19 protein-coding genes and 1 tRNA gene are annotated in these 25,061 nt (G+C 67.8%); 12 read left to right on the top strand and 8 right to left on the bottom strand.

Annotated elements, in window-relative coordinates:
- Positions 1–8 precede the first annotated feature (8 nt).
- Positions 9–1,859: a response regulator gene (locus tag G8346_RS11530; protein ID WP_370520645.1), complete on the top strand. Its 1,851-nt coding sequence runs from the start codon at positions 9–11 to the stop codon at positions 1,857–1,859.
- Positions 1,860–2,018: 159 nt separating this feature from the next.
- On the top strand, positions 2,019–5,558 hold the full coding sequence (locus G8346_RS11525; protein WP_166051353.1) for a PAS domain S-box protein: 3,540 nt from the start codon (positions 2,019–2,021) through the stop codon (positions 5,556–5,558).
- Between the two features lie 49 nt (positions 5,559–5,607).
- On the opposite strand, the gene G8346_RS11520 is transcribed toward G8346_RS11525, so the two are convergent.
- From G8346_RS11520 to G8346_RS11510, 3 genes are all read right to left on the bottom strand, one after another.
- Positions 5,608–7,689, bottom strand: coding sequence for a sensor domain-containing diguanylate cyclase (locus G8346_RS11520; protein WP_166051351.1), 2,082 nt, complete (start codon positions 7,687–7,689; stop codon positions 5,608–5,610).
- A 1,040-nt stretch (positions 7,690–8,729) separates the two neighbouring features.
- Positions 8,730–8,819 (bottom strand) — tRNA-Ser (locus G8346_RS11515).
- Between the two features lie 56 nt (positions 8,820–8,875).
- The gene (locus G8346_RS11510; RefSeq protein ID WP_166051341.1) at positions 8,876–9,688 is read right to left on the bottom strand and encodes a DUF3667 domain-containing protein; all 813 of its coding nucleotides are present in this window, start codon (positions 9,686–9,688) and stop codon (positions 8,876–8,878) included.
- 74 nt (positions 9,689–9,762) lie between these two features.
- Here G8346_RS11510 and nikR point away from each other — a divergent pair, with 74 nt between their 5' ends.
- From nikR to G8346_RS11475, 7 genes are all read left to right on the top strand, one after another.
- The gene (gene nikR / locus G8346_RS11505) at positions 9,763–10,224 is read left to right on the top strand and encodes a nickel-responsive transcriptional regulator NikR (RefSeq protein WP_166051339.1); all 462 of its coding nucleotides are present in this window, start codon (positions 9,763–9,765) and stop codon (positions 10,222–10,224) included.
- A 113-nt stretch (positions 10,225–10,337) separates the two neighbouring features.
- Positions 10,338–10,802: a hypothetical protein gene (locus G8346_RS11500; protein ID WP_240901438.1), complete on the top strand. Its 465-nt coding sequence runs from the start codon at positions 10,338–10,340 to the stop codon at positions 10,800–10,802.
- 2 nt (positions 10,803–10,804) lie between these two features.
- Positions 10,805–11,455 (top strand): energy-coupling factor ABC transporter permease, encoded by a 651-nt coding sequence (locus G8346_RS11495; protein ID WP_166051336.1) that lies wholly within the window; start codon positions 10,805–10,807, stop codon positions 11,453–11,455.
- A complete protein-coding gene (locus G8346_RS11490; protein WP_166051334.1) occupies positions 11,452–12,003 on the top strand; it encodes a hypothetical protein in 552 nt (183 codons plus the stop codon). Before G8346_RS11495 ends, G8346_RS11490 begins: the two co-directional genes overlap by 4 nt.
- Positions 11,996–12,811, top strand: coding sequence for an energy-coupling factor ABC transporter ATP-binding protein (locus G8346_RS11485; RefSeq protein WP_166051332.1), 816 nt, complete (start codon positions 11,996–11,998; stop codon positions 12,809–12,811). Before G8346_RS11490 ends, G8346_RS11485 begins: the two co-directional genes overlap by 8 nt.
- Positions 12,812–13,347: 536 nt before the next feature.
- The gene (gene pta / locus G8346_RS11480) at positions 13,348–15,441 is read left to right on the top strand and encodes a phosphate acetyltransferase (RefSeq protein WP_166051330.1); all 2,094 of its coding nucleotides are present in this window, start codon (positions 13,348–13,350) and stop codon (positions 15,439–15,441) included.
- Positions 15,438–16,535: an acetate/propionate family kinase gene (locus tag G8346_RS11475; RefSeq protein ID WP_370520619.1), complete on the top strand. Its 1,098-nt coding sequence runs from the start codon at positions 15,438–15,440 to the stop codon at positions 16,533–16,535. The genes pta and G8346_RS11475 overlap by 4 nt, the downstream gene beginning before the upstream one ends.
- Positions 16,536–16,551: 16 nt before the next feature.
- On the opposite strand, the gene G8346_RS11470 is transcribed toward G8346_RS11475, so the two are convergent.
- Genes G8346_RS11470 through G8346_RS11460 form a run of 3 tightly spaced genes read right to left on the bottom strand, consistent with a single transcriptional unit; the run spans position 16,552 to position 20,084 of the window.
- A complete protein-coding gene (locus G8346_RS11470; RefSeq protein WP_206202707.1) occupies positions 16,552–16,962 on the bottom strand; it encodes an acyl-CoA thioesterase in 411 nt (136 codons plus the stop codon).
- Between the two features lie 31 nt (positions 16,963–16,993).
- Positions 16,994–18,700 carry a 2-succinyl-5-enolpyruvyl-6-hydroxy-3-cyclohexene-1-carboxylic-acid synthase gene (gene menD / locus G8346_RS11465; protein WP_166051327.1) on the bottom strand — a complete coding sequence of 569 codons (1,707 nt, stop codon included), beginning with the start codon at positions 18,698–18,700 and terminating at the stop codon, positions 16,994–16,996.
- Positions 18,693–20,084 (bottom strand): isochorismate synthase, encoded by a 1,392-nt coding sequence (locus tag G8346_RS11460; RefSeq protein ID WP_166051325.1) that lies wholly within the window; start codon positions 20,082–20,084, stop codon positions 18,693–18,695. Before G8346_RS11460 ends, menD begins: the two co-directional genes overlap by 8 nt.
- A 145-nt stretch (positions 20,085–20,229) precedes the next feature.
- Here G8346_RS11460 and menB point away from each other — a divergent pair, with 145 nt between their 5' ends.
- Genes menB through G8346_RS11445 form a run of 3 tightly spaced genes read left to right on the top strand, consistent with a single transcriptional unit; the run spans position 20,230 to position 23,021 of the window.
- Positions 20,230–21,051, top strand: a complete 822-nt coding sequence (menB, locus tag G8346_RS11455) for a 1,4-dihydroxy-2-naphthoyl-CoA synthase (RefSeq protein WP_166051323.1) — start codon at positions 20,230–20,232, stop codon at positions 21,049–21,051.
- Positions 21,052–21,067: 16 nt separating this feature from the next.
- Positions 21,068–21,967, top strand: coding sequence for a 1,4-dihydroxy-2-naphthoate polyprenyltransferase (locus G8346_RS11450; protein ID WP_206202705.1), 900 nt, complete (start codon positions 21,068–21,070; stop codon positions 21,965–21,967).
- A complete protein-coding gene (locus G8346_RS11445; protein WP_166051321.1) occupies positions 21,960–23,021 on the top strand; it encodes an enolase C-terminal domain-like protein in 1,062 nt (353 codons plus the stop codon). The genes G8346_RS11450 and G8346_RS11445 overlap by 8 nt, the downstream gene beginning before the upstream one ends.
- Here G8346_RS11445 and G8346_RS11440 read toward each other — a convergent pair.
- Both G8346_RS11440 and G8346_RS11435 read right to left on the bottom strand, forming a co-directional pair.
- Entirely contained in the window at positions 22,965–24,278 is a 1,314-nt protein-coding gene (locus G8346_RS11440; RefSeq protein WP_166051319.1) for a class I adenylate-forming enzyme family protein, read from the bottom strand. The two genes, G8346_RS11445 and G8346_RS11440, sit on opposite strands and share 57 nt — an antisense overlap.
- Positions 24,275–24,997, bottom strand: coding sequence for a class I SAM-dependent methyltransferase (locus G8346_RS11435; protein ID WP_166051317.1), 723 nt, complete (start codon positions 24,995–24,997; stop codon positions 24,275–24,277). The genes G8346_RS11440 and G8346_RS11435 overlap by 4 nt, the downstream gene beginning before the upstream one ends.
- Positions 24,998–25,061: the final 64 nt, after the last annotated feature.

The raw sequence follows: 25,061 nt of genomic DNA, 5'->3' as shown, positions 1-25,061 counted from the left end.
AGGATGCCATCAATTTCTATGCGCCGGAATATCGTGACCAGATGAGCACGTTGTTCCGCACATGTGCAGAGAATGGCGTACCGTTCGACGTCGAACTGCAGATCATCACGGTGACTGGACGTCGTGTCTGGGTACGTGCCCTCGGCGTGCCGGTGCGGGATTCTTCGGGAAGGATCGTCAGAGTTCAAGGCGCCTTCCAGGATATCAGTGAACGCCGCGAAGCCGAGGAGCGTGTCACGGCCTCGCGCGCGGAGCTGCGGGAACGAGAGCAACAGCTTAAGGTCCTTATTGAATATGCGCCCGCAGGCTTGGCCATGTTCGACAGGAACATGTGCTACCTGGCGACGAGCCGGAAGTGGCGAGAGACCTATCGTCGAGGAGACCTCGAGACTCCGGGTAGCTCACACTATGACGTGTTTCCTGAGCTCGAGTCACACCAGGTTGAGGCCCATCAACGCGCCTTGGCGGGTGAGGTTGTCACCAACCAGGAAGACCGTCTCGATCTTGGGCATGGCCGTTCCAGCTGGTTTCGCTGGGAGGTGCGCCCATGGCCGGCTGCTGATGGCTCGGTTGGGGGCGTGATTGTTCTCGCCGAAGATATTACGGCGCAGAAGTTATACGCAGAGGAAATCGAGCGGCATCGCGAGCACCTTGAGGAACTGGTCACGGTACGTACACAGGAGCTCGAGATCGCCCGCGCGAATGCGGAAGCCGCAAACAAAGCCAAGAGCACGTTTCTCGCGAGCATGAGCCATGAAATCCGCACGCCGCTGAACGCCATCATCGGTATGAGCCACATCATCAAGGCAAGCGGCTTGCCCCCGGAGCAGCTCGAACGGCTGGACAAGGTGGTCGCTGCAGGTCAGCACCTTTTGTCGATTATCAACGATGTCCTCGACCTGTCGAAAATCGAGGCCGGGCGCATGCAGCTCGAGACCGTCGAATTCCCAGTGCGGGCGGTGTTCGAGGAAGTGGCAGAGATTGTCGGCCAGGGGGCGGCCGACAAGGGGGTAGACGTCTTGATAGACATCGAGGGCATCCCGGATTGGCTGCGCGGAGATCCGGTTCGGATCCGCCAGGCCCTGCTCAACTATGCGGGAAATGCGGTCAAGTTTACTGAACGCGGCAGGATCGAGTTGCGCGCTAGCGTTGAGCAGGATACCGGTGACGAATTGTTGATTCGATTTGAGGTCGCGGATACCGGGGTAGGAATTGACCAGGAACATCTCGAGCAGTTGATGAGCGGTGACTTCGTGCAAGTGAACCCCTTGGCGGATACTGCCAAGGGAGGTTCCGGCCTGGGGTTGTCGATTGTCAGGAAGATGGCACAGCTTCTGGGTGGGAAAGCCGGCGCGACCAGCCGACTTGGCATGGGTAGCACGTTCTGGTTTACCGCCAAGCTGCAGCGGGCGACCATGGTCTCGCTGCGCCCGGGATCGGTCGATGAGGACAGTCCGGCGGATCGATTGCGAACGGCGTTCTCGGGGCGGACGGTGTTGCTGGTCGAAGACAATCCGATCAACCTGGAAGTGGCTACGCACATCCTCAAGTCCGTCGGGCTTGAAGTTGATCAGGCAGAAGACGGAAAAGCCGCGGTGGAGAAGGCCTCGGGCCACCCTTACGATATCGTGCTCATGGACGTACAAATGCCGGTCATGGATGGGCTTGAAGCCACGCGCGAGATCCGCAAGATTCCTGGCAGAGAGCAAGTGCCGATCCTCGCCATGACAGCCAATGTATTCTCAGAGAGCAAGCAGGCGTGCCTCGATGCCGGTATGAACGATTTCATCGGCAAGCCCGTGGAGCCCGAGGCGATCTATCGCGCCTTGCTCAAGTGGCTGCGCGCAGCCAGCGAATAAACAGACTAGAGACAAGCGCGGCCCGGCTCATGCGCGGTTGACCCCGCGCTGCATTGCAGCACGGCGTCATTGCGGACTGCCACAATTTACGCAGATGACAAGGGCTGCGAAGCTCCGGTTCGAGAGCACGGGAGCACGGGAACCGGGGCGTAGTTGAGGATGCTGCTAGAGAACGCATCGCGCGAAGCGCTGGTGGCGCTGCTGGATAACGCGCGAGATATCCTGCTCCTGGCCGATACCGAGGGTCGCATCGCACTGGTCAATGCTGCTGCGGCCCAGGTCTATGGCTGGTCTCGCGACGAACTGCTGCGGATGAACATCCGCGAGTTGCAAGCGCCCGAGACCTTGGGAGACCCTGAGGCGCAGTGGCGCGAGCCGGCCGTAGGCACCTTGTACGAAACCCTGCACCAGCGGCGCGACGGCGTGGTGTTCCCGGTCGAAGTGAGTTCCAACAGTATCGAGTTTGGGGGTATTGTCTACCGCCAGAGCCAGGTGCGCGAAATCTCCGAGCGAAAACAGGCGCGGGCGGCACTTGATGAAGCCGAAGCTCGCATTCGCTTCGCGTTGGATTCCAGTCGCATTGGGGCCTGGGATCTTGACCTGGTCGATCACACGGCCCTCCGGACGCTGCAGCATGACCGGATTTTCGGTTATGAGGAGCTGCTGCCGGAATGGAGCTACGAGGTATTCCTCGAGCACGTCCATTCGGAAGATCGCGCGCGTGTGGACGAGGCGTTTCAAACAGCAATACGAGACCGCGCGGACTGGAGTTTCGAGTGCCGCATAGTCCGGCGTGACGGTGCCCTGCGTTGGATCTGGGCGACCGGGCGACACTCGACGGCCGAAAGCGGCGGGCCGCGTCGTATGGCGGGCATCGTCCAGGACATTACTGAACCCCGGCGGCGCGAGCAGTACCTCCGCGAACGCGAGGAGCAACTCGAGCTGTTCATCGAGCATACGCCGGCCCCGATCGCCATATTCGACCGGGAGATGCGCTACCTCGCGACCACACGCATGTGGCGCGAAACCTATGGTGGTGGTGATCTGGAAACCCGTGGCCGCTCGCACTATGAAGTGTTTCCCGACCTTGACGAAGGCAGGCTTGAGGCGCATCGGCGGGGCCTGGTGGGGGAGACCGTGCGCGTTACAGCCGACCGCTTCCCGCGCGCTGACGGCACCGAGTTGTTCGTCAACTGGGAGGTGGTGCCTTGGCGTGCCGCTGACGGCACAGTAGGTGGCATCATCCTGTTCACAGAGGATGTGACCGAACGACACCTGGCCCGGCAGGCCCTGGAGCTGCAGGCGCGCCGAGCTGAGGCCATGCTCGAGTTGCCCCGGGCTGCCGAGATCATGGACGAGCGCGTGTTTGTCGAGTATGCGCAAGGGCTGGCGAGGCAGCTGACCGGCAGTCGCGTCTCGTTCAACCAGCGTCTCCAACCGGGCACATTGCCGCCCGGCGGAATCTGGGAAGAATCGGTGCGCCGCCGGACTCCTGTGGTATCTAACGATCCGCTAGAGCAGGCCGAACTGCGCCGGCTGATCACCGTGCCGGTGCTCGACCAAGGTGAGTTGGTGATGCTGGCCGGCCTCGGTGACAAGGAGAGTGACTACACCGAAGCCGATGTCGAGACCCTGCGCCTGATAGCAGACGAGGCCTGGCGGATCCTGGAAAGGCGCCGCATGGAGACTCGCTTGCGGCAGCTCTCGCTCGCCATTGAGCAGAGCCCCAACAGTATCGTCATCACCAATTTGGATGCGGAAATCGAGTACGTCAACGAGGCTTTCACGCGCGTCTCAGGCTACCAGCGTGAGGAGGTGCTCGGCCGAAATCCGCGGATTCTGAAATCCGGCAAGACGGCGCGCGCCTTTTACGAGGCCATGTGGGCGGCGCTGACAAGCGGCCGCGCATGGCGCGGAGAGTTCCTCAACCTGCGCAAGGATGGCAGCGAGTACATTGAGCTCGGTCACATCGCGCCGCTGCGCCAGCCGGATGGCAGGATCACGCATTACGTCGGCGTTAAAGAAGACGTGACGGAGTCGAAGCGCCTCGAGGAAGAGCTGGAGCGGCACCGAGTCAACCTCGAGGCGCTGGTGAGCGAGCGGACGGCGCAGCTGGTGGAAGCCCGCGCGCGGGCCGATGCTGCCAGCAAGGCCAAGAGCGCCTTCCTCGCCAATATGAGCCACGAGATCCGTACGCCGCTGAATGCCATCATCGGGCTCGCACACCTGCTGCGGCAGGAATCCGCGAGCGACGCCCAGGCAGAAAAGCTGTCGAAGGTCGATGCCGCTGCAAGGCACCTTTTATCCATCATCAGCGACATCCTCGACATATCTAAGATCGAGGCTGGCAAGTTCGTGCTGGACCATCGCGACTTCCACCTTTCCGCCGTGCTCAACCAGATCCAATCCATGATCTCGGCGAGCGCCAGCGCCAAGGGACTCGAAGTCGAGGTGGACGAGGACCACGTGCCGCACTGGTTGCGTGGCGACCCGGCGCGGCTGCGCCAGGCGCTGCTCAACCTGGCCGGGAACGCCGTAAAGTTCACCGAAAGCGGCCGGATTCGCATCGCCTCGGACCTGCTCGGTGAGGATGAGGCGGGCCTCACCGTGCGCTTCTCTGTCGAGGACACCGGACCGGGCATAGCGCCCGAACGTGTCCGGCACCTGTTCACTTCCTTCGAGCAAGCGGATCCCTCAATCACCCGCAAATATGGTGGCAGCGGCCTCGGCTTGTCTGTTACACGCGGGCTGGCGGAGTTGATGGGCGGGCAGGTCGGTGTGGAGAGCCGTGAAGGGGTCGGTAGCCGCTTCTGGTTCGAGGTTCGGCTGGAGCGGGGCCATGGGGTCCAGCCGGTCGAGTCGCAAGACGCCGAGCGTGTGCACCAGGGGCAGCCGCTGGCCCGACTGGCCGGTGCGCGTGTACTGTTGGTTGAGGATAACCCCATCAACCGCGAGGTCGCGTTGCAGATTCTTCATGGCGCCGGCGTCGAGGTCGACACAGCGGTCAACGGCCGCGAAGCAGTCGAGAAGGTCGCCGGGCGCGACTATGACCTGGTGCTGATGGACCTGCAGATGCCGGAACTGGATGGCCTCTCGGCTGCACGGGAGATTCGCGCCCATCCCAACCGCCAGTTCCTTCCCATCTTGGCGATGACCGCCAACGTGTTCCAGGAAGATCGCGAGGCGGCACAACAGGCAGGCATGAACGACTTCATTGCCAAGCCAGTGGAGCCGGACAATTTGTACGAGACCATGTCACGCTGGCTGCGACTCGACCCGTCGGCGCTGTCGGACGTCGAGCCCGCAACTCTGGCACCTACGCTCGACGAGGCCCTGGCCAGGATTGATGGTCTGGATACTACGATTGCGACACGCGTTTTCGGGGGCAATTTCCAAGTCTATGCCACACTGCTGAGGAAGCTGATCAGCTACCACCGCGATGACGCCGCGAAGCTTAGGCGCCATTTCGAGAACGGGGCCTTCACCGCACTACGCCAGGCCGCCCACTCGCTCAAAGGTGCGGCAGCCAACCTGGGCGCTGAGGCGCTGACGACGCGGGCGGCGGAGTTGGAGCGCGCTGCTGCAGACCCGGCCTGTGACATCCATGCGCTCGAGAACCGCATCCAGGCTGTCGCGGACGCACTTACCGCGCTGGATCAGGCTGTCGGTAAACTCCCGGGAAATGGGGCGGTTGACTGAAAGGCCGGGTCGACGACACACGTCGACCATCGACAGTCCCGGGCCCGACTCAACATTCATCAGTACCAGGCCGGACAAATTCGCCGTTTCGGGCGCATCGATCAGGCATCCAACGCGATTCCAAATCGAAAAACTCGTATCGATTGCGCCCGTCTCGCTTGGCCCGATACATAGCCATGTCGGCGCGCGTAAGTAGGGTGTCCAGAGCTTCGTCATAAGTTCTTGAGACCACAACCCCGATGCTTACACCTATCCGGGCAGTTTGCTCCGGACCAAGAATAAAGGGTTTGCCCAGCGTCTCGAGAATTGCCTCGGCCACGCGAATGATATTTTCTTGCTCTTGCACTTCCTCTAATAGAGCGACGAATTCGTCACCGCCTATCCGACATAGCGTGTCGGTTTTACGCATGGATTGCGCGAGCCGCTTCGCCACCTGTCGCAACAAGAGATCGCCGATCTTGTGTCCTAGGGTGTCGTTCACCCCTTTGAAGCCATCCAGGTCCATCATGAGGATGGCGAACGAGCTTTGTTCACGCTGCGCACGGTGAACACATTGCCGATAACGATCTTCGAGAAGATTGCGATTGGGTAGGCCGGTCAGAGCGTCGTGCTGAGCCATGTGCCTGATTTGCTCTTCCATGCGCTTACGGTCGGTGATGTCCAGCATCACGCCGATTAATCCGCCCATTTCACCGTGGTGATTGGTAAAAGTGTGCTTATAGAAAACAACCTCATGGCGTGAGCCATCCGCATACACGACCGAACTTTCATAAACTTGCTGGCCCGGGTTATCGAACAACTCCTGATCCTGCTTGAAATAGACACTCGCAAGGTCACGGGGGGCAAGATCAGAGACGCTCTTGCCGATCAACTGCTCCGCTGTCTTGCCGATGAATGCTTCAAATGCCTTGTTACAGCCCAAATAACGCCCCTCGGTATCCTTGAAGAATACTGGCGCCGGTATGCTGTCAATCAACGTTTGATTGAAGTGCAACTGGTTCATCAACTCAGTCTGGTTTTTCCGCAGCACCTCGATGTTGCGTAGTCGTCCTTCGTGCTCCTTGGCGACGCGCGCATGGGCCTTGGCGACGCCAAAAGCGAGCGCGCCCAGCACACTCAGTCCCCCGAGCAAAGTGGCGATCATGGATGAGAGTGGTGAGGCAACCTGATGCCATAGAGCGGCGCTGGAGACGTGCGAGACAATACGCCACCGATGCTGTTGTGTTGCCAAGGCCAACGAAGGGTCACGAGGTATATCGGACGAGTCTTTCCGCTCGCTTTGGCGGCCGGTAACCCGGGGGAGAACCTTCGTAAAAGTAAATAGCCCTTTGGGGGACTGGAACTGGCCGGAATCCGTCACTTGCATCAGCTCCCACGCTTCTGGGAACGCTGCCTTGAACGTCATATGACTGCGCTCCGGGTACATGAATCCCCATTCCTGGTCCCGCTTGACGCTGGCCAGCCAATAGCCCTCGCTGTTCAGCAGCGAGAAATCGCCCAGGAGTTCACTGCCGCTGCTTTCAACGGCATCGATTAAGTACTGGGCCAGATAGTTGAGAATGACGACGCCCCTTTTCCGCCCCATCTCATCGACTACCGGCATGCCCAGGCGGATCATGGGCTTGAGGGGTTCTTCAATGGCGCCATGTTCAATATTCAGGTCGAGCGGAGAGATAAAGATCTGGCCTGGCGCCAAGTTGATGGACTCCGCGAAGTAGTAGCGGCCGCCCTTGGGTTGAAGTTGCTCCCCGGGTACGATCTCGGCCCGACCGTCGCGAGAGAAGTTGACACGGACAATTTCCATGCCGTGGAGGTCGAGCAATCGGATTTGATCGTAGCGCTTCTTGTGCCCGGAGAAATTGAGGAATTCCATTTCAAGTCGGCGCAAGGCTTCGGAATCACGACGCAACAGATAGCGATGCAAGGCGGGCCCGTTCGCCAGAACTTGCAGGTCAGTCGCGAGATCCTGCAAGGCGCGCGCGGCGGTCTGTGCCTGCAGCGCGACGATGCGAGCCTCGCTCGCTTCGACGATGTTACGTTTGCTGCGAACGGTCGTGTCTTGGAGATACCAGAAGGCGGCGAGAAACACGATCGCCAAAGGCAGGAATACCGTAAGAACTCGCTTCATCATCGATCAACCAGGGACCGCGCAGTGCACGGCGCTGGCCACGTCGCAAAATCTGGCCAGCCCGGGCTCTTTTCTGAGCTCCGTGCGAAAGACAGCATCGCGCCATGGATCGTAATGGTGTGACGCAGCGGGGCTAGCCCCAATCTGATCCTGACGCCGTTTGGGCGGCTGCAAGAAAACATGACATCTACCAAACCGATCCACCGCTTGAGCGTTGCCATTGCCCAAGCTTAAGTAGCACCCATTCTCGGGAGCCTCGCCTGGCTGGAGGGCACGCGCGAGTTCCCAGAGATTCCATCCCGAGACATTCATATCGGCCGTCCCTAATGGAACCTTAGGTTCTGTTTTGGGGGTGGGCATGAGGGACCGTGACGCGCGGTCTCGCGAGAATCGGAGCGGGCCCCAGATCCGTGCTGGTGAAGACCAAGGTGCTGAAATACCCGGCTGGGCCTTCGGCAGCGAAGCCGCGCTGCAAGGGAATACAAGCTGCTCTCAGGAAATGCCCGGTCACCCGAGGCGGCACGAGCGTTTAAAACTCATGGCATGAGTCGTGGTTCATCAATTCGCGATGGTCGCGACTTGTTCTCACCGGGTTGTCGACCGGAGGAGATAAGTCCGGGGCTTTGGCAATGTCCGGCATGTGGCGCGGCTTGGCAAGAAATCGCCCCGAGGGTCTGGAAGCAGTATTCGCCACCGGTCGATGAAGCCAGGGCCTGTTTAAGGGGGCTTTTGGGGGATATGTCAGACAGATAAAAAGTTATTTGTTATCTGTCGCTTATGAGCCGGAGTGGCGGAGGGGGGTGGGATGGGCCGCCCCTGCGGGACGGCATCTCCGCCGGCTGGCGCCGGCTCCGATTTCGAACCCGCTGGTTATGCACCGTGGGTTCGAATCCTGGAGAGTGACTGGGCTTTGGAGTGGCGGAGGGGGTGGGATGGGCCGCCCCTGCGGGACGGCATCTCCGCCGGCTGGCGCCGGCTCCGATTTCGAACCCGCTCGTTATGAACCGTGGGTTCGAATCCTGGAGACTGACTGGGCTTTGGAGTGGCGGAGGGGGTGGGATTCGAACCCACGGTACGGTAAACCGTACACTTGATTTCGAGTCAAGCCCATTCGACCACTCTGGCACCCCTCCGAAGGCGAGGCATTGTCCGCGCCGGGGCAGGGGGTGTCAATCTCGGCGGGCCCCGGTCAGCTGAGCGCGAAGGCGGCGAAGAACTGGACCGCGCGGTAGACGAGATGCGCCGCGACGAGGCCGGCCAAGAGCAGCGGCAGCTTCGCCAGCGCCAGCCAGCCCGGCTGGGCGTAGGCCACCTGGATCTGCCGCCAAGCGTAGGCCAGCACGATGCCCGCGAGCGTCAGTTGCAGCAGGGCCTTGGAGCCCAGGCCGGTCGCGGTCACGAGCAGCCACAACAGCCACGGCACGACCATCACCACGAACAGCAGGAAAGCCCAGAAATGCAGGCTGACCGCGAGGTGGTCGACGAAATAGCGGCCGCGGCGCCAGTGCAGCGCGAGCAGGGCGAGGGCGAACAGTGGCGCATGCAGGATCACCAGCACCTTGGCCAGGTTGGTTGCCTCCGCCTGGTACTGCAGCGCGTAGTCCTCGAACTCGATACCGCGGGCCTCCAGGCGCGCGGAGACCAGTTGCTGCGCCAGCGCTCCATGCGGCTGCGCCAGCTGCTCCGCCAGGGACAGGTTGAGGTCCGACAGCGGCGGGTAGAAGAAATAGACGACGTTGGCGATGAGGAACAGCGACAGCGGTGCCAGGTTGCGCTTGCGCCGCCCCTCCAGCCAGTCGCGGTCCAGCGACCCGGGGCGGAACAGCAGCCGGCCGAGACTGCCGAGAAAACGCTCGTCCACCATGGTGAGCGACTCGAGCAGCTGCCGCAGGAACCAGCCGAAGCGCTGTTCCTCCGGCTCGATGCGCTTCTGGCCGCAGGCGTGGCAGTAGCGGCCCTGCAGCGGGGTGGCGCAGTTCGGGCAGGCTGTCGGCTCGCTCATGCGCTGCATTATGATGCAGCCGGTGGTTGCAGCAAGCGCGACGCGTGCTGCGTGGCGGGCGGAGGTAAGACGAGATGAGCGAACGATTCACGGTGTCTCTCGAGGCCGAGCTGGCGCGCCAGTTCGACGACTACATGCAGCGCAAGGGGGCGCGCAACCGCTCCGAGGCGGTGCGCGACCTGATCCGCGACGCGCTGGCGCGCGAGCGGCTGGACAAGGACCCGGAAACGGAATGCCTCGGCGTCCTCACCTACGTTTACAACCATCACGAGCGCGAGCTCAGCAAGCGGCTGACGGAAGCGCACCACGCCCACCACGACCTCACCGTCACCACGCTGCACATGCACCTCGACCACGACAACTGCCTGGAGGCGGTCTTGCTGAAGGGCCCGTCGTCGGAGGTGGAGGCATTCGGGGACTCGGTGATGGCGCGCCCCGGTATTCATCACGGCCGGCTGCATCGCATCCCTGCGCCGGGCACGGACGAGGCGCACCAGCACGCCCATCGACATTCCCATCGTCGTGCCCACGACTGAGTCCCGCCCGGAAAACCCCTATTGAGGGCCGCCGGCACGGGTGGTAAGAAGATTCCGTAAATTCTCTTACCCCGCGCCCATCCCAGGGTGCAGTCTCGCAAGGGTTTTCAGGCATGAACAAGCTGCTGAACTTTGCAGGTGCGCTGGCTGTGCTGGCGATCGCGCTGGCGCCGGTGACCGGCGCGGCTCACGCCCTGCTGCACGAGATGGTCGACGCGGACGCCCTGGTGCTGAAGCTGTCCTTCGCGGGTGGGGACAGCCCCCAATTCGAGTCGTACGAGATTCTCGCGCCCGGCGACGGAACGCCGTTCCAGGTCGGGCAGGTCAACGCCATCGGGGAAGTCAGCTTTCGCCCGGACCGGCCCGGTGAGTGGCAGGTCAAAGTGTTCACTGCGGACGGGCATGGCACCGTGGTGCGCGTAGCGGTCGATGCAGCGGGCAGCGCTGCAACCGTCACCGCGGCGCAGGATGCGCATAGCCATGGTTACGCCGGCCGCGTCCTCGCCGGCCTGGGTTACCTGCTCGGCCTGTTCGGCATCTGGGCGCTGTGGCGCAGTCGCCGTGCGGCGGCGGGCTGAGGATGCACATCCCTGACGGGTTGATCTCGCCGCAGACTTACCTGCCGGCGCTCGCGCTCGCCGCGCCGCTGTGGGTGGTGGCGGCGCGCCGGTTGCGCGCGCGCATGGGCGACGAGATGCTGCCGCGGCTGGCAGTTTTCACGGCGCTGGCGTTCCTGCTCTCGACGTTGATGCTGCCGCTGCCGGGCGGGACGTCGGGACATATCGTCGGCGTGGGCCTGCTGGCGCTGGTGTTCGGGCCGTGGATCGCCTCCTTGGCTTACACCCTGGTGCTGGTGCTGCAGGCCGTCGTCGTCGGCGCCGGCGGCATCACCTCCCTGCCGGTCAATGCGCTGGCGCTGGGCTTCGTGGCCGCCTGGACGACATGGGCAGGCTACCGCCTGCTGCGCGGCCGCAACGAAACCGCGGCAGTCGCGATCGCCACCTGGAGCGGTGTGATGGTCGCGGCGCTGCTGCTGGCGCTGGTGCTCGGCCTGCAGCCGAGCATCGCGCAGGGCCCCGACGGCGCACCGCTGTTTTTCCCCTTCGGCCCTGCCGTGACGCTGCCGGCGCTGCTGGTGCCGCACGCCTTCATCGCGGCGGGGGAGGCGGCGCTGACCGTGCTGGTGTTACGCCACGCGCACAAGCGGCGCTGGGTGGAGGCCGCAACATGAGGCACCGCCTCGCCCTGTGGGCCTGGCTCGCGGCCGTGGTGGCAACGACGCTGGTGCACGAACCCGTTGTCCTGGCCGTCGCCATGGCGCTGGTGCTGCTTGGCTCCGGCCGCGGTCGCGGCCGGCTGCTGTGGCGCGCCACGCGCGCGGTCGCGCCGGTGTTGTTGCTGCTGTCCGCCGGTTACCTGGTGCTGGCATGGTGGCAGGAACGCCCCGTCGTCGATTACCTCCTGCTGCTCAACCTGCGCGTGGTGCTGCTGGCGCTGCTGACGGCCTGGGCCGTGCGCGACATCGACCTGGATCGTGCGCTGGCGGCTTACCCGGCTGCGCGGCGCTGGCTCGCGATCGTGCGCAGCCAGGTCACGGTCTTTCGTCGCCTGGCCACCGAGTATCGCGCCGCGGTCCAGAGCCGCAGCACCCTGCCGCCCACGCTCCGCCAGCGCTACCGCGCGGGTGCGGCGCTGGGGCTGGCAGCACTGGACAAGGCCATGTACAACTCCGAGGCATTGACGCAGGGCATGCGTTCGCGCGGGGCGCTGGATGACTGAGGCCACCACAGGCGTGCTGTACGCGCTGGAACAGGTCACGGTGAAATACCCGGACGGGCGCACCGCGCTCGCCGGCGTGGACCTGTCGATCGCGTCCGGCGAGCGGGTCGTGCTGCTCGGTGCCAACGGCTGCGGCAAGAGCACGCTGCTGAAGTTGCTCGACGGGCTGGTGCTGCCGAGCGCGGGTCGCATGCGCTTCGCGGGCCGCGAGGTCGATGCAGCTGCGCTCAAGGCACGGGACTTCGCCGCCGGCTTCCGGCGCCGCGTGGCGCTGATGTTCCAGCACCCGGAGGCGATGCTGTTCAACGCCACGGTGGCCGAGGAGATCGGTTTCGGCTTGCGTCATCTCCCGGCCGACGAGGCGCGGAAACGCGTGCGGCACTGGGCCGGCTTCATGCGCCTCGATCGCCACCTCGACGAGCATCCATCGCAGCTTTCCGGCGGCGAGAAACAGCGACTCTGCCTGGCCTGCCTGCTGGCGGTGGAACCGGAGGTGCTGCTGCTGGACGAGCCGACCGCCAATCTTGATCCGCGCACCGTGGGCTGGCTCATCGACTGGCTGGGCGAGCGTGACATCACCACGGTGGTGGCCACGCATCACATGGCGCTGGCGCCGGAGCTCGGCAGCCGCGCCGTGATTCTCTCCGAGCAGCACCACGTCGCGTTCGACGGCCCCGTCGCCGACGCGCTGGGCGACATGCCCCTGCTGCTGGCGAACAATCTCGCGCACCAGCATCGACACCGCCACGGCGGCGAGGTGCACGAGCATGTGCACGGGCATCCCGTCTGGGGTCCGGCGCGCGACTGACCGGCCCCGGGCCGCTGCTCCGACCCCGGCCCCGGCCCCTTAAGACCTGTCCGCGGCTGGGCATGACAGGGCCCTGCTCACTTGGAATTCTTATGCCGCTCGCAGGACCCTGTCATACCCAGCCGCTGTCCCGGTAAGGGGGTCTGACCCCGTAGCGCACGCTGGCCAGGTCGCTGTCGGAAACGGGATGGTTCGGTGGCAGGCCCGTGACGGGTGTGACGATGTCTGGCTCGGGTCGCCGTTCTGACTCACCGAGCTAAACGCGGCTTGCCGCACGGGCTGGCCCGCCAACACCGCCATCCCCCGCGACCTTGCGCCGGCAACGCAGCGGGCATCACATGAGTAGCGGCCTGGGCATTGCATGGTCCTTCGAGCGGCATAAGACTTCCAAGCGAGAAGGACCATGCAATGGCCCGGCCGCGGCCAGGGGAAGCGCCCGCCTGGATGAAGGCGCAAGGCCGGAGGCAGGGCAGGGCGGGCCGCCATCGCGGCATCCCGCGATTGCCGCGCCTGCCGCAGCGCGTCATGCTAGGCGCATGGCGGACAACCTGTATATCGCGGCCACCGAGCCCATGAGCGGCAAATCGCTGGTTGCGCTCGGCGTGATGGAACTGTTGTCACGCCGTCGGGCGCGGCTGGGATTCTTCCGGCCCGTGGTCGCGTCCGCCGACGCGCCTGACAACGACATGGCGCTGATCGCCGGGCGCTACGGCCTCGAGATCGGCGTGAGCGCCGTGTACGCGTTCACGCACGAGCAGGCGCAGCGTGAACTGGCCGCGGGGCGCCATGACGAGGTGCTGAAGGTCATCCTGGAACGCTACAAGGCGCTGGAGGCGCAGTGCGATTTCGTGCTGTGCGAGGGCACCGACTACACCGGAGTCTCGTCCGCCTTCGAGTTCGATTTCAACGCCGCCGTGGCGAAGAACCTGGGCGCGCCGATCCTCCCCGTGATCAGCGGCCGCGGGCGCACTGCGGACGAGATCCACAACGCCATAAAGGTGGCGCGCGAGGTGTTCCAGGCGCGCGGCTGCGACGTCGCCGCGACCATCGTCAATCGCGCCGACGCGCAGGATCTCGGGGCGCTGCGCGCCGAGCTGGCGACCGCGCAGGCCAACGGCGAACCGCTGTTCGTGGTGCCGGAGGATCCGGCGCTGGCGCGGCCGACGGTGGATGACGTGGCCCGGGCGCTGGGCGCCCGGCTGCTGCACGGCTCGCCCGAGTCCCTGCGGCGCGACATCACGCGGGTGCGCGTGGCTGCCATGGAGCTGTCGCATTTTCTCGCGCGCCTGGAGCCGGGCTCGCTGGTAATTTCGGCCGGCGACCGTGCCGACATCCTGCTCGGCAGCTTCGTCGCCAACCGCTCCACCGCGGGCAGCGGCCTGGCCGGCATCGTCCTCACCGGCGGGCTGGAACCCACGCTGCAGATCCGCGACCTCGTCAGCGGCCTGTCGGACGAGTCGCTGCCGGTGCTCGCCGTGACCGAGGAGACCTACGAGACGGCGACGCGCGTGCACGAGGTGCGCGCCTGGCTGAAGGCGGAGGACGAGTCCAAGGTGGCGCGCGCGCTGGGCCTGTTCGAGGCCGGAGTGTCGGTGGAGACGCTGGAGGCGCGCATCGACCTGAAACGTCCCGCCCGCATGACGCCGCTGATGTTCGAGTACGAACTGATGCGTCGCGCGGCCAGCGACCGCAAGCGCATCGTGCTCCCCGAAGGCGAGGAGGAGCGCATCCTGCGCGCCGCCGACATCCTCCTCAAGCGCGGCGCGGTGGAGCTGGTCCTGCTCGGCGACCGGACGCTGATCCGCCGGCGCATCTCGGCGCTGGCGCTGGACCTCGAGGACGTGGAGATCATCGACCCGGCGCACTCGGACCGGCTCGAGCGTTACGCGGCCGAGTTGCACCGCTTGCGCCAGCATCGTGGCGTCACGGCGGAGCGTGCGCTCGACATGATGCGCGATCGCAGTTACTTCGGCACCATGATGGTCCACCTGGGTGACGTCGACGGCATGGTCTCCGGCGCCGTCACGACCACGGCCCATACCATCCGGCCGGCGTTCGAGTTCATCCGCACGCGGCCCGAGGTCTGCATCGCCTCCAGCGTGCTGTTCATGTGCATGCGCGACCGCGTGCTGGTCTACGCCGACTGCGCGGTGGTGCCGGAGCCGACGACCGAGGAGCTCGCCGACATCGCCATCAGCTCCGCGGAGACCGCGCGCATGTTCGGTATCGAGCCGCGCATCGCCATGCTGTCCTATTCGACCGGGGAGTCGGGCACCGGTGCCGAGGTCGAGCGGGTGCGCGCGGCCACGGCGCTGGTGCGCGAGCGCCGGCCGGACCTGCCGGTGGAAGGACCGATCCAGTACGACGCTGCGGTCGACGCGACCGTGGCCCGCACCAAGATTCCGGGCAGCGAGGTGGCCGGCCGCGCCACGGTGCTGGTGTTCCCGGACCTGAACTCGGGCAACAACGCTTACAAGGCGGTGCAGCGTTCGGGCGGCGCGATCGTGGTCGGGCCCGTGCTGCAGGGCCTCAACAAGCCGGTGAACGATCTTTCACGCGGTGCCAGCATCGGCGACATCGTGAAGACCGTGGCCATCACCGCAGTCCAGGCGCAGGAGTTCTCGCGGTGAGGGTGCTGGTGCTCAACGCCGGCAGCTCGACGCTGAAGTTCGGCTATTACGACATGCCCGCGGAAAAAGCCCTGGCCGCAGGCATGATCGAGCATGCGGGCACGCCCGACGCGCCCGGGCTGATCGCCCAGCTCACGCAGCACGGATCGCCGGACGCCGTGGCCCATCGCGTGGCCCACGGCGGGACCGAGTTCAGCGCAGCCGTGCGCATCGACGACGCGGTGCTGGCGCGCATCCGCGGCCTGGTGCCCCTGGCGCCGCTGCACAACCCTGCCAACCTGGCCGGCATCGAGGCGGCCATGGCGGCCTTCCCGCACGCGCCGCAGGTGGCGGTGTTCGACACCGCTTTCCACCAGTCCATCCCGGAACATGCCTGGCGCTACGCCGTGCCCGAGACCTGGTGGCGAGATTACGGCGTGCGTCGCTACGGCTTCCATGGCAGTTCGGTGCGCTACGCGGCGGAAACTGCGGCACGTTGCCTCGGCCGCGAGCCGGGTGACCTTGCGCTGGTGGTGCTGCACCTCGGTAACGGCGCCAGCGCCACCGCGGTGCAGAACGGGCGCAGCATCGATACTTCGATGGGCATGTCGACGCTGGAAGGCCTGGTGATGGGCACGCGCTGCGGCGACCTGGATCCCGCCGTGCCGGGCTACCTGGCCCGCGAGGCGGGGCTGGCGCCGGCTGAGATCGACCGGCTGCTGCACGCGGAGAGCGGGCTGCTGGCCCTGTGCGGCGACAGCGACATGCGCGAGATCGGGCGGCGCGCCGAGGCGGGCGACGAGCGCGCGGTGCTCGCGCTGGAGGTGTTCTGCCATCGGGCGCGGCGGCACGTGGGCGCGCTGGCCGCGACGCTGGGCCGGCTGGATGCGCTGGTGTTCACCGGCGGGATCGGCGAGCACCGCGCGGACGTGCGGGCGCGCATCTGCGCCGGCCTGGAAGTGATGGGCGTGCGCCTCGATGCGGCGCGCAATGCCGAGGCCGGGCCGCTGCCGGCCCAGGTGCAGGCGCACGACAGTCGCGCGACAGTGCTGGTGGTCGCCGCCGACGAGGCGCTGCAGATCGCGCGCGAAACCGCGCGGCTGCTCGGCGCGTAGCTTCTCCGGCCGACCGTCAGCGCGGATTTGCCGTGGCCGGCGCGTCCGGGTCGTCGATGTGGATGGGCGTCGGCTGGCCGTGCGCGTCGATGGCCACCATGGTGACCTCGGCGCTGGTGACCCGGACCTCTTCGTCGATGGAGCGCGAGCGCGCCAGCACGTCGACCCGCACGCGGATCGAGCTGCGGCCGATGTGGATGGTGTCGGCCCACAGGCTGACGATGTCGCCCATCTTCACCGGCTTGTGAAATTCCACCTTGTCCATGGCGATGGTGACGAACTTGCGCGAGGCCTGGCGGCTGGCCTCGACGAATGCGGCCTGGTCGATCAGGGAGAGGATGACGCCGCCGAAAATCGAGCCCAGCGCATTGGTGTCCTTCGGCATCATCATCATGCGAATGGCCGGCTGTTCACTGCGGGGTTTCACTGGTGTTTCTCCCTGTTGTCCTGGATGCCCGTCATGCCGTGCCCGCGCCGGCGAGGGCGTCCCACCAGGCCTTGCGCCCGGCATGGCTTGCGGCCCGATCGACGACGTATTCGAGCAGCGTCCCGCGCCCGGCCGCGAGGGCGTCGCGCAACCTGGCTTCCGGATCGGCTGCCGTGTCCAGCCTGGCATAAGGCAGGTCGAACAGCGCCGCGGCCCGTTCCGCAGAGAGTCCGGGCGGCGTCAGCCAGAGCCGCTCGAACTCGGGCAGTCCCGCCTGCGAGAGCTGGCCGAAAATCGCGCCGCCGCCGTTATTGATCACCACGGCCACCACCGGCACGTCGCGCAGGAGCGCAAGTGCGTTCAGGTCGTGGAACAACGCCAGGTCCCCCAGCACGGCGAGGGTGTCGCGGCCGCTACCCGCCGCGATGCCGGCCGCGGTGGAGAGATTGCCGTCGATGCCGCTGACGCCGCGGTTGGCGTGCAGGGCGAGCGCCTCCCCGTCCCGGTCCAGGAAGCTGTCGAAGTCGCGCACCACGAGAGAGTTGGAGACGAACAGCGGCGCCCGGCTGCCGGCAGCGGCCGCCGCTGCACGCACCAGCGCGGCTTCGGCCGGGGGCGCCTCGAGACCGGCCAGCGCTGCGCGTGCCGCCGCGTCCAGGCGGTCGAGTGCATCCCACGGCGCAGCCTGCAGCTCGGCTCGTCGCGCCACCGCAGCCAGCGCCGCCAGGCTCGCGGCCGGGTCCCCCAGCACGACCCGGGCTGCAGCCCGCAACGGATCCGTCCAGGCGATGTGGCCGCCCAGTAGCAGGATATCGCCGCAGCGTGCCGCCCACTCCTCGACGCAGCGCGACACCGGCGGCTTGCCGACGCGGATGAGCCAGTCGGGCACCGGCGCCTGCGGGTGGCGCAGGAAGGCGTCTGCGGTGCAGATCACGCGCGCCCCGGGATGACCCCCATGCCGCAGGCCGGAGAGCGGATCGGCGATGAGCGGGCAGTCCAGCGCCTGCGCCAGGTCGACCGCGGCCTCCGCGGCCGGGTCCGAGGGCGCGAGCCGGCCCACCAGGATGGCGCCGGTGCGCCCGCGCAGCCGCGCCGCCCAGCCGGCCAGCGCGGGCAGCGAGGGCGTGACCTTGGCCGGGACCTGGACCGCTGCAGGGCCGGGCGACCAGGCTGCGCAGGCCGCCGGATCCGCGGGCACCAGCGGCTCGCGCAGCGCGACGTTGACGTGCACCGGGCCGGGACGGGGCCAGCGGCAGGCGGCTGCTGCACGCCGTCCGACATCCCGGGCATGTTGATCGCCGGCATCGGCCGGCAGCGCCAGCACGGCGCGCGCGTGGGCCGCGAACAGGCGGCCCTGCTCGGTGGCCTGGTTGGCGCCGCAATCGAGCAGTTCCAGCGGGCGGTCGGCGCTCAACAACAGCAGTGGTTGCTCGTCCTCGCAGGCCTCGATTGCCGCGGGAAGCCAGTGCGCCGGTGCGGAGCCCGAGGTTGCGATCAGCGCGGCAGGGTCGCCGGTGGCCCGGGCCAGGCCGAGCGCAAAAAAAGCCGCCGAGCGCTCGTCGGCGATGACATGGAGGGTGAAGGCCTCGCAGCGGGCCGCAGCCAGCGCCAGGGGCGTCGAACGCGAACCGGGCGACACCACGACGTGACGCAGCCCGGTCCCAGCCAGCCCGTCGAGCAACGCCACGCTGCGCCGCCAAGCTGCGCCGCCGCGGTCGGGCTGGGGTCGGTCAGTCAAGCGCGAGGGCCTCGAGCATGGGCTGGAGCTTCCAGCCGGTCTCGCGTAATTCCTGGTCGGGTTCCGAGCCCGCCACGATGCCGGCGCCGGCATACAGGCAGGCCTCGCGCCCTTCGAGCAGTGCGCAGCGCAGGGCGACCCAAACATCGCCGCCGGCCTCGTCCAGCCAGCCGACGCCGCCCGTGTACCAGCCGCGATTCGCCTCGCCGTGCTGTCGCAGCCAGTCCAGCGCCGCGCCGCGCGGCGCGCCGCCGACCGCCGGCGTGGGGTGCATTCGCTGCAACAGCTCGAACACGCCCACCTCGGGCCTGACCCGGCCGTGCACGTGGCTGGCGAGATGCTGGACGTTCTGCAGCCGCAGCAGCGCGGGCGCATGAGAGGCCATCACGGCGGTGCACAGGGGCTCCAGCGCCGCGAGGATTTCGCGCACCACCACCTCGTGCTCGGCCAGTTCCTTGGGGTCGCCGAGCAGGCGCCCGCCGAGCAGCTGGTCGGCGTCGTCGCAGGTGGCGCGCGGCGCCGAGCCGGCCAGTGCGTCCGCCACTACGAGGCCGTGCTCCAGTCCGAGCAGCCGCTCGGGCGAGGCGCCGACTAGGCTGGCGTCACCGCGCTGCACGGCGAACACGGCCGCTTCCGGGTAGCGCGCGGCGAGCCGCTCGAGCACGCGGTTGAGTTCCGGGGCCGCGCCCAGCGAGAGGTGGACATTGCGGCTCAGCACCAGCTTCTCCAGCGGCAGCCGGTCGATGGCGTCGAGCGCTTCGCGCACCCGCTCGGGCCAGGTGGGATCCCCCGCCGGGAGCCGTGCATCGACCGGGCCGGGCGGCGCTGCGTCCGTGGCTGGCGTGCCAGCCCAGGCGGCGGCCACCAGCCGGCGCGCCGTGCGCGTCCAGTCCATGAGCAGGGCCGCGTGATCCTCGCTGGCGGCGCCGTTGAAATGCATCACGGTGCCGGTGCCGCGGCGCTCGACAACCACCCGCGGCACCGAGAGCAGGGCATTCGGCAGCGGCTCGCCGGCGGCATCCGGGCTGAAGGCGAACCCGAGGAAGGCGCTGCGAGCCCCGCGGGCGCCCTCGACGCCGATGGCGCGCCATTGCGCGCACAGCGCCCGGTAAGCGGCAGCCAGTGTCGCGAAGCGCTGCCGCCCCCCGGCCTGCCGTTCCCAGGCGATCCCGGCGCCGGCGCGAAAGCGCTGCTCGCCGGGACGGCCCCACCATACCGCGGGCTCGCCGGACGGCAGGCCGGGGCTGCCGGGGAAGTCGCGCACCGGCAGGGTGAGGCTGAGGAACCCTGCGCCGGGCGCACCCGCAAGGGCGCGGGCGAGCCGCCGCTGCAGCTCGTCGACGAAGGCCAGTTGCGGGTGTGACTCGAGCGGAGTTGAATCCACGGTGTAAAACGGTCTGTCAGAACCGCGAAAGTGTAGCACGCACGGCCGCGCCGCCCGGCAGCGTCCCGCCTTGCGGCAGAACCCGGTGGACGGGCTGCCGGCCCCAAGTACAATGTGCGTTTTTCGCCCAGCAGCCGGTGTGCAAATGGATTGGACAACTGTTTCCGAGCTCGATTTCCAGGACGTGCTGTACCAGCACGCCGAGGGCATCGCCCGCATCTCCATCAACCGCCCGGAAGTGCACAACGCTTTCCGGCCGGAAACCGTGATGGAGCTGCAGCGCGCCTTCACGCACGCGCACCACGACCCCTCGATCGGCGTGATCATCCTCACCGGCGAGGGCGGCAAGGCTTTTTGTTCCGGCGGCGACCAGCGCGTGCGTGGCGAGCAGGGCGGCTACAAGGACGCTACCGGCACGCAGCACCTCAACGTGCTCGACCTGCAGATGCAGATCCGGCGCCTGCCAAAGCCCGTGGTGGCCATGGTGGCCGGCTGGGCCATCGGCGGCGGCCACGTGCTGCACCTGGTCTGCGACCTGAGCATCGCGGCGGAGAACGCACGCTTCGGCCAGACCGGGCCGATCGTCGGCAGCTTCGACGCCGGGCTGGGCGCCGGGCTGCTGGCGCGCACCGTGGGCATGAAGAAGGCCAAGGAGATCTGGTTCCTGTGCCGGCAGTACGATGCGCAGCAGGCGCTGGACATGGGCCTCGTGAACACGGTGGTACCGCTCGAGCGGCTGGAAGAGGAGACGGTGGCGTGGTGCCGGCGCATGCTGGAGCTGTCGCCGACGGCCCTACGCATGCTCAAGTGCGCCTTCAATGCCGACACCGACGGCCTGGCGGGCATCCAGGAGCTGGCCGGCAATGCCACCGCCATGTTCTACATGACGGCGGAGGGCCAGGAGGGCCGCGACGCCTTCCTGGAGAAACGCAAGCCCGATTTCGACAAGTTCCCGCGGCGTCCCTGAAGGCGTGACGCAGGCGATGCCGCAACGGCTTGTGCGCCACTGGCTGGATGCCAGCCGTCCACGCACGTTGTGGGTGGCGGTGGTGCCGGTGCTGGTCGGCACTGCGCTGGCGGCGCAGGACAGCGGCCGGGTGTCCTGGGCGGTGTTCGCCGTCACCATCCTGGCCGCGCTGCTCATCCAGGTCGGCACCAACCTGCACAACGACGTCGCCGACTTCGAGCGCGGCGCCGACGATCCGGGCACCCGGCTGGGGCCGCGACGCGCCACCGCCGAGGGCTGGCTGAGCCCGGCCGCCGTGAAGCGCGCCGCGGTGCTCGCCTTCGCCGCGGCGGGCCTGCTCGGCCTGTGGCTGGCCTGGGTCGGCGGCTGGCCGATCCTGGCCATCGGCATCGCCTCGATCATCTGTGCCTGGGGCTACAGCGGCGGCGCGCGGCCGATCGCCTATTCGGCCCTGGGCGAGGTGTTCGTCTGGCTGTTCTTCGGCCTGGCGGCGGTGGCCGGCAGCTATTACCTCCAGGCCGGGCGCTTCGACGCCGTGGCCCTGCTCGCCGGCGGCCTGCTCGGCATGCCGGCGGCAGCGGTGCTGGTGGTGAACAATTACCGCGATCGCGACAACGACCGCCGTGCCGGGCGACGGACGTTCGCCGTGGTGTTCGGTCCCGGCGTGAGTCGCATGGAGTACGGCCTGCTGATGTTGCTGCCGTTCACCGTGCTGCCGCTGCTGGCGCTCGGCGGGGGACGCGGCTGGTTGTGGCCGCTGCTGGTGCTGCCCTGGGCCATGCTGCTGGTGCGGCGTTTCCTCATGGAGCCGGTCGGGCCCGGATTCAACGCGCTGCTCGGCGACACTGCACGGCTGCAGTTCGTCTACGGGCTGCTGCTTTGTGTCGGCGTGTATTTCGGTGGCCTGCGTGTCTGAGGCGGGCGCCGGGCGCAGCATCGCCCGGATCGAGTTGCACCCCTACGCGATCCCGCTGTCGCGCCCATGGAAGTGCGCGCGTGGCGACACGGTGCTGCGCCGCGGCTGGCTGGTCCGGGTCGAGGACAGCGAGGGCGCGCACGGCTGGGGCGAGACCGCCGGGCTGCCGGGCGCCGGTACCGAGACGGCGGACCTCGCCGAGGCCGCGCTGCGCCGGGCGAGCGCAGAATTGGCGGGATTGTCCGCGGCCGAGGCGCGGGCGCGGCTGCCCGGGCGCGAGCGGCCGGCGGCGCGTTGCGGGCTGGAGTGCGCCCTGCTGGACCTGGAGGCGCGGCGGGCCGGCGTGCCGTTGTTCCGCCAGCTGCGGCCGGACGCGAGCGGCGAGGTGCGCGTCAACGCCTTTGTCGGCGCCGTCGACGAGGACCTGGGCGCGCGCCTGGTCGAGGCGCGCCGCCGGGGCTTCGAGGTGGCCAAGCTGAAGCTGGCGACCGCGCCGCTGGCAGACGAGTTGCCCTTGTTCTTCCGCGCCATGGAGTCGCTGCCCGACGGCCTGCAGCTGCGGCTCGACGTGAATCGCGGCTGGACCACGGCCGAGGCGGAGCAGGTCCTGCCGCGCTTTGCGGGCCTGCCGATCGAGGGTCTCGAGGAACCCGCGGCCGACGCCGACGCACAGGACCTGGCCCGGCTGCAGGGCATGGTGGATTTCTCCATCGCCCTGGACGAGTCCCTGTCGTCGTGGCCGGAGGAGACGGCGCTGCCGGTGCGCCGCCAGGTGCTGAAGCCCATGGTGGTGGGCGGTCCTTCGCGCGTCCTGGCGCTGGCGCTGCGCCCGCGCACCGAGAGCATCGTCACGGCGAGCGTCGATACCGCGGTCGGCCTGTGGCTGTCGGCGCATCTCGCCGCGGTGCTGGGCAACGGCCTGGCGCACGGTCTCGACACCGCCAGCTGGCTGAGCAGGCTGCTCGGTCCCGCGCCGGCGCCGGGCGGCGTGCTGCAGTTAGCCGAGCGGCCCGGCCTCGGCTTCGAGCCCGAGCTCGCCGAGCTGACGGCGTAGCAGCTTGCCCATGGCGTTGCGCGGCAGGCGCGCCACGCGCAGGAAGCGACGCGGCCGGACGGTGGCCGGCAGGTGCTGCCGCGCCCACTCATCCAGCGCCGGCGGCGTGATGTCCCCGGCGTAAACCGCGACCACCAGCGCACCCCAGCGCGGGTCGGGCCGGCTCGTGACGCCCGCTTCGTCGACGCCGGGACAGGCCTCGAGCGCCGCTTCGACCGTCTCGGGATGGATGTTCACGCCGCCGCTGACAATGACTTCATCCGCGCGCCCGAGCAAGCGCAGCCGGCCGTCGTCCAGCCACTCGCCGGCGTCGCTGCTGAGGAAACTGCCGTCCGCGGCGAGTCCCGCGTCGCGCGAGCCGCCCGGGTCGAGGTAGCCGGCCATGACCATCGGCCCGGCAATGCGGATGCGCCCGCTCCCGGGCTCGACGGAGAGCTCCGCGCCGGGGAGCGGGCGTCCCACCACCCCGGGCTGCCAGGCGGCGTCGACCGGCCCGGCCGCGACGTGCGCGCAGGTCTCGGTCATGCCCCAGCCCTGCCACAGCGGCCAGCCTTGCGCGAGCGCGATATCCGCCGCCTCCTGCGACAGGGGTCCGCCACCGGACAACAGGCAGCGCAGCCCTCGCGGCGGCGGGGCCTTCGCCGCGGCCAGCGGCGCGAGCATGGCCGGGACCACGGAGACATGCGTCGCGCCCGCGGCCATGAGCGCCCGTGCGGCCGCCGCATCGAAGCCCTTCAGCAGGGCCAGCGAGGCGCCGGCGCTGAGCGCGCGCCAGGCGGCGGCCAGGGCGCCGATGGTGTGCATCGGCAGGCACACCAGCCAGCGATCGCCCGGCCCGAGGCGCGGGAGCACGGCCGTGCTGGCAGCCACGTGCGCATCCAGTGCGGCTGCCGGCAGCCGCGCGATGCGCGCCGGGCCACTGCTGCCGCTGGTCGGCACCCAGAGTTCTGCAGCCGGTTTTGTGCCGGGGGGCAGTCCCCATGCCGGATCATCTCCGGATGCAGCGGCCAGCGGCAGCACCGGCCGTCCCAGCGACAGCCCCGCCAGCACGCCTGTGAGCATTTCCAGGCGGTCGGTGCTGGTGACACGCAGCGGGCCAGGCCCGGGGGAGTGCGCGGCGGCCGCTGCCGCGAGACTGGCGATCCGGCGCCGGAGTTCGCCGGCGCTCATCACGCCGCCGGGCCAGTAAAGCACCGGGTCCGCCGCGGGCCGCCGCGCCAGCGCGGCGAGCGGGGCCACCGGCGGCGCGGCGGTCATGCCGGCCGGGAGCCGACGTGCAGGGCGGCGATCCCCATGCTGTAGTTGCGGTACCAGACGTCGGTGAACCCGGCCTGGCGCAGGATGCCGCAGAAGGCCTGCTGGTCCGGAAAGCGGCGGATGGACTCCACCAGGTAGCGATAGGCGGAAGTGTCGCCGGCCACCATCGCGCCGATGGCGGGGATGGCCCAGCGGTTGTAGAACTCGTAAGGCACGCGCAGGGGGCCCTGCACGCGCGAGAACTCGAGGCACAGCAGCCGGCCGCCGGGCTTGAGCACGCGCAGGATCTCGGCCAGCGCGTCCTCGATGCGGGTGACGTTGCGGATGCCGAAAGCGATGGTGACGGCGTCGACGCTGGCGTCCGGCAAGGGCATCTGTTCGGCCGTGCCGGCGACCCAGCGCAGGGCGTGGTGCCGGCTGTCGCGCCCGGCGGCCATCATCTCGTAACTGGGGTCGACCACGATCACCTGGCGGTCTACGCCGGCCAGGCGGTGCGCGATGTCACCGGTGCCGCCGGCGAGGTCCACGATGCACTGGCCCGGGCCGGGGTTCACCGCCCAGGCCATGGAGCGCTTCCACAGCCGGTGGATGCCGAAGCTCATCAGGTCGTTCATGAGGTCGTAGCGGCGCGCCACGCGCCGGAACACGTCGCGCACCAGCTGTTCCCGCTCGCGCGGATCGACTTCCTGGCTGCCGAAAGTATGGGAAAGGTCTGACACGGCTTGGACCGGTGGCTGTTGGCCGGCGTACCTTAAGACAGGGCCCGGCGGGCGGCAAGGACCG

It is taken from the genome of Thioalkalivibrio sp. XN279 (assembly GCF_011089885.1).
Classification (GTDB): domain Bacteria; phylum Pseudomonadota; class Gammaproteobacteria; order Steroidobacterales; family XN24; genus XN24.
Note: the sequence above shows the minus strand (reverse complement) of the source record. Positions and strands in the feature narration are given on the sequence as shown.